Raw genomic sequence first — 4,750 nt, forward strand, 5'->3', positions numbered from 1 at the left:
GCCGGTCGCCAGGATGACGTTTTCAGCATTGATTTTTACATAGGCCCCCTTCGCGTCGGTGAAGATCGCACCGGTGACTTTGCCGGTTTCATCCTGATTCAGCCGCACCAGTGTCATCGAATAATTTACCTGATAGCCTAAGTCCTGAATATGTTTTTCCAGGAAGCGATTGCGCTCACAGCCCATCGTCCCGGCGAACTCGCTGCCTTCCGGCGCGCTGATGGTATGCCAGATCGACGGTACATAGTATTCCATATGGTTGCCGCCGACATGATTCTCATGCGCGATATTGACCGACGCGCTTAACCCCAGGCTTTCCAGATAACTGATCATCTCTGCGCTGTTGTTCATCCACATTTTGATGACATCCATATCGCACTTATAGGAAGCGTAGCGGGCAATTTCATTCAACAGCCGATCTTTCTGTACTGTGACCCCGGCCTTTTTCATCGCTTCGGTGTCCAGCGCGCCGATCCAGTGCCGCGTATCGCCGAGCGTTTCATTCTGTTCGCACAGGATGAAATCCATCTTGGCGTCCGCCGCGGTCGCCGCGGCCATCATCCCGCCGTTGCCCGCGCCGATGATCAACAGGCTGGTATCCAATGTGGAAGTAATCTGCGAATCCGCGATCTCCGGAGCTTCACCCAGCCAGTCTTCGGAATCGCTGTCTGTGTTTTCATTCAGAGCGGCGGCCAGCCCCTGAGCCTGGGCGATACAGTTGCCAACGGCTTTCTTAATCGCCGGAACGGTGATATCCGCCGTCGCAGTTGTTTCCACATCCACGGATTGTTTCTCGACGATCAGTTTTGCCAGCTCGTCCGCGGCCGCCTTTCCGATCGATTCCGTTTCTCCGTCAGCAGCGATAGTACAATCGGTAATCTTATCCGCTGTGAATGTCATCTCTACCTGAATATAGCTGGAATAACCTTTGACGCTTGCGGAATACGTCCCCGGCGTATAGATTCCCTTGCTTGCGGCCGGAGCGTCGTTAACAGCACATCCGGTCAGACTGACAGCCGCCAGGCCCAGCGCGCCGGCCGCCGCGCCTTTCAGGAAATCCCGGCGGGTTATGTTCTTAGAACTCATGTTTTTTCCTCCCTTTTCTCTCGATGTGTTCATTATTTCACATAACAACTTGCAAAAGAAGTCTGAATTCCTTATGATGGTTTGTAGGAAAACCTTATAACAAGAGTGAGAGCTTTCGATAGTGAACCAGGAGGAATCAAGGATGCTTAATCATCAGCTGGAAACGTTTATTCAGGTTGCCGAAAACGGCAGTTTTTCCAAAGCGGCTGAGAAACTTTACATTACCCCCAGCGCCGTGATCCAGCAAATCAACAATTTGGAACAGGATCTTCAGGTGACATTGTTGAAACGGACACGCCACGGAACTCAACTCACCCTGGCCGGCGACTATCTTTTTCAACAAGCCGGGCCGCTGATCCAGACCTGCCGGGAAATTGAGGAAAATCTGATCCTGATTCATCGCCGGGATCAACAGAAAATTACGATCGGCACGAGTTTGTTGATGAAATGCCGTGTTTTTTATCCGCTGTGGACACGGTTTCAAAAGGAAGTAACTGATCAGATCCCCATTGAACTTCTTGACCTTTCCTTGAATACGGAAGCATACAAAGCCGATCTTATAGAAGGAATTGATGACGGCGAGCCCTGGCAGCACAGCCGCAGCTTCCTGAGTTTGTTCCGGGTCCCGATCGCCGTTGCGGTCGCGCGGGATCATCCGTTAGCGTCCAAAACGTGTTTAACACTTGCGGACATGCAGCCTTATACACTGGTCACCATCCGTTCCAACATGTCTGATGAACTGGATCGTCTGCAGCAGGAAGCCAAAGCGCTCGGTGTTCATGTCGTCGAGGTGCCGCGCTATGATCTCTCTGTTTTCAGCCGCTGTATCGTCCAACAGGATTGTTTGCAGACGCCGTTGTGCTGGAAGGATATCCATCCTGATTTGGTGACGATTCCGTGCGACTGGGATTATTCATTAGCTTATGGTTTCCATTATGCTAAGGATCCCAGTCCGGCCGTCCAGGAATTTTTACGCTTTGTCCGGCAGATTGCCGAAACGGAAGCACTTCATTTTTAAACACTTCCAAAGCTTTCCCCTGCAGAAGAATCAAAAGAAAACCGCGCTGATCAGACTTTTCAATCCGATCAGCGCGGCTGTTTTTATTATCCAAGACAGCACCGTTTTCAGCCTTTCAGCTTTTCACCCGCTTTATAAACAGTGCGGACCTTGCGGACACAGGAAATATCCTGCAGCGGATCGCCTTCAATCGCGATGATATCCGCGACTTTTCCTGCTTCAATCGTACCGTAGTCCTTCAGCACACCGATGCAGTCGGCCCCGTTGCGCGTGGAAGCGACGATCGCATCCATCGGCTTCATCCCGTTGGCTACCATCAGTTCCAGCTCAAACGCCGAATTGTTATGGAAATTATACGGCGTGCCGGCATCCGTGCCCATCGCGATCTTCACACCGCGCTGATAGGCTTTCTTAAAGCTTTCAATATGCGCGTCGACAACCAGATTTGCTTTGCGCAAAACATAATCCTTCATGCCTTTTTCCACGCCGGCGTCCAGAATGCAGCGCGGCGCGGCTAACGTCGGAACCAGATACGTTCCATGTTCGACCATCCAATCGATACATTCATCGTCCAGGAAAATGCCATGCTCGATGGAATCAATGCCGGCGTGCAGGGCGTTCTTGATTCCCTGGGTACCCTGGGCATGCGTCGCGGTTTTGCGGTCAGCCTTGTGCGCCTCGTCGATCGCCGCCTTCATTTCTTCCATCGTCAGCTGCGCACTGCCCGGTTCCACACCCGGAGTCATTACGCCGCCGGTTGCCATGATCTTGATCAGATCCACGCCGTGCTTCAACAGCTCGCGGGCATGCTTGCGGCATTCGTCTACGCCATCGGATTCCAGTCCGCTTTTCCAGCCATGGCCGCCGGTCATCGTAATCACCCGGCCGGCACAGAACATGTGCGGTCCGACGACTTTTCCTTCTTCGATGCATTTTTTCATTTCCAGATCATAATATTTTTCAGACCCCAGCGAACGGACAAACGTCACGCCGCTGTCGATATAATCGTGTGCGTTCTTCATCCCCCACCAGGCTTTTTCCATGGTCGTCAGCGCGTTTTCTTCCTCGTCGCTGATGCCCACTGGAGATAAAGAGTGAACATGACAGTTGATCATGCCCGGCATCACGGTCATTTCACTTAGATCCACCCATTCTTCCTCGTTCTTTCCATGGAAATCTTCGATCGCGGCAACCCGTCCGTTTTCGATGCAGATGGCCTGGTTCTTTTTTGGTTCAGCGCCAGTGCCGTCGATCAGCGTTCCGGCATGAATCCAGAATTTTTTCATTGATTACTCCCCCTCATTTGTTTTCTTATCTTTCATTATAGCGCATTTTCATTTTCAGACAACTTGAAAATATTTTCATTTCTTTCCGTTCTCAAGGTCCTGCCATCCCGCGCCGATGTTCTTCCTCGAGGATTGACAAGCTTGTCTTAAAAACTAAGCGAAAGAGGCCTTCCGGCCTCCTGCTTAAAAGATTGCTTTTTCTGTTTCCTTATCAAAAATGTGAATTTTCGACAGATCCATTGCCATTGAAAGGTGAGAATGCGAATCCGCTTCCGTACGAGCGGAAACCTTGGCGACTAACGGACTGCCTTCCAGCGCGCCATGCAGGATCAGTTCATGACCCAGCAGCTCGCAGACGTCGACTTCAAAATCAAAGATCGACGACGGATAAGTTTCGGCAACGATCCCCTCGCAATGCAGATCTTCCGGACGGATGCCGAACACCACTTCGCGGCCTTCAATTTCCCGTAGTTGCGGATGATACATCTCGGGCAGCTGAACGCTGTATTTCCCGGTGGAAAATTTCCCGTTTTCAATCTTTCCCGGAATGAAATTCATGGCCGGAGAGCCGACAAAACTGGCGACGAACATATTGACTGGATGATTGTAAATCTCCTTCGGCGATCCGATCTGCTGGATATAGCCGTCCTTCATGACGACGATCCGGCTGGCCATAGTCATGGCTTCCGTCTGATCGTGGGTAACGTAGATTGTCGTCGCGCCGATTTTTTCATGCAGCTTGATGATTTCAGAGCGCATCTGCACGCGCAGCTTCGCGTCCAGGTTGGACAGCGGTTCGTCCATCAGGAACACCTTGGCATTGCGCACAATCGCCCGGCCCAGCGCAACACGCTGACGCTGGCCGCCGGAGAGCGCCTTTGGTTTCCGCTTAAGATATTCTTCGATCTCAAGAATTTTCGCCGCTTCCAGTACCCGCTTATCAATTTCTTCCTTCGGCATTTTCCGCAGCTTTAAACCAAACGCCATATTTTCATACACCGTCATGTGCGGATACAGCGCATAGGACTGGAACACCATAGCGATGTCGCGGTCTTTCGGCGCCACGTCGTTCATCCGCTGCCCGTCGATCACCAATTCTCCGGATGTAATTTCCTCCAATCCCGCGATCATCCGCAGCGTCGTGGACTTACCGCAGCCGGACGGACCGACAAAGACGATAAACTCTTGATCTTCAACGTCCAGATTGAAATCGAAGACTGCCTGAACCTTATTGTCATATACTTTATTTATATTTCTTAGACTGACCGTTGCCATTGTCTTTCCTCCTTATTTAATCATGTAGCTGCGGATGAGTCTGACTAAATCATCGTAACCGCCCAGAAACTGGTTCATCGTCGCT

General features: G+C 51.3%; 4 protein-coding genes. 1 reads left to right on the top strand and 3 read right to left on the bottom strand.

Annotated features, from left to right (window positions below; all coding sequences use genetic code 11):
* On the bottom strand, positions 1 to 1,086 hold a 1,086-nt coding region (locus tag HOLDEFILI_RS18620), incomplete at its 3' end, for an FAD-binding protein (RefSeq protein WP_167317162.1).
* Between the two features lie 142 nt (positions 1,087 to 1,228).
* Between HOLDEFILI_RS18620 and HOLDEFILI_RS17045 the strand changes: the two genes are divergently transcribed.
* Positions 1,229 to 2,104: a LysR family transcriptional regulator gene (locus HOLDEFILI_RS17045; protein ID WP_006061152.1), complete on the top strand. Its 876-nt coding sequence runs from the start codon at positions 1,229 to 1,231 to the stop codon at positions 2,102 to 2,104.
* Between the two features lie 107 nt (positions 2,105 to 2,211).
* Here the strand turns inward: HOLDEFILI_RS17045 and HOLDEFILI_RS17050 are convergent, their stop codons facing one another.
* Positions 2,212 to 3,390, bottom strand: a complete 1,179-nt coding sequence (locus HOLDEFILI_RS17050) for a metal-dependent hydrolase family protein (protein ID WP_006061153.1) — start codon at positions 3,388 to 3,390, stop codon at positions 2,212 to 2,214.
* A 183-nt stretch (positions 3,391 to 3,573) separates the two neighbouring features.
* A complete protein-coding gene (locus tag HOLDEFILI_RS17055; RefSeq protein WP_006061154.1) occupies positions 3,574 to 4,665 on the bottom strand; it encodes an ABC transporter ATP-binding protein in 1,092 nt (363 codons plus the stop codon).
* Positions 4,666 to 4,750 lie beyond the last annotated feature (85 nt).

It is taken from the genome of Holdemania filiformis DSM 12042 (assembly GCF_000157995.1).
Lineage (GTDB): Bacteria > Bacillota_I > Bacilli_A > Erysipelotrichales > Erysipelotrichaceae > Holdemania > Holdemania filiformis.

Coding starts and splice junctions, on each gene's coding strand:
- HOLDEFILI_RS17045 (WP_006061152.1), top strand. CDS start 1,229: ATGCTTAATCATCAGCTGGAAACGTTTATTCAGGTTGCCGAAAACGGC.
- HOLDEFILI_RS17050 (WP_006061153.1), bottom strand. CDS start 3,390: ATGAAAAAATTCTGGATTCATGCCGGAACGCTGATCGACGGCACTGGC.
- HOLDEFILI_RS17055 (WP_006061154.1), bottom strand. CDS start 4,665: ATGGCAACGGTCAGTCTAAGAAATATAAATAAAGTATATGACAATAAG.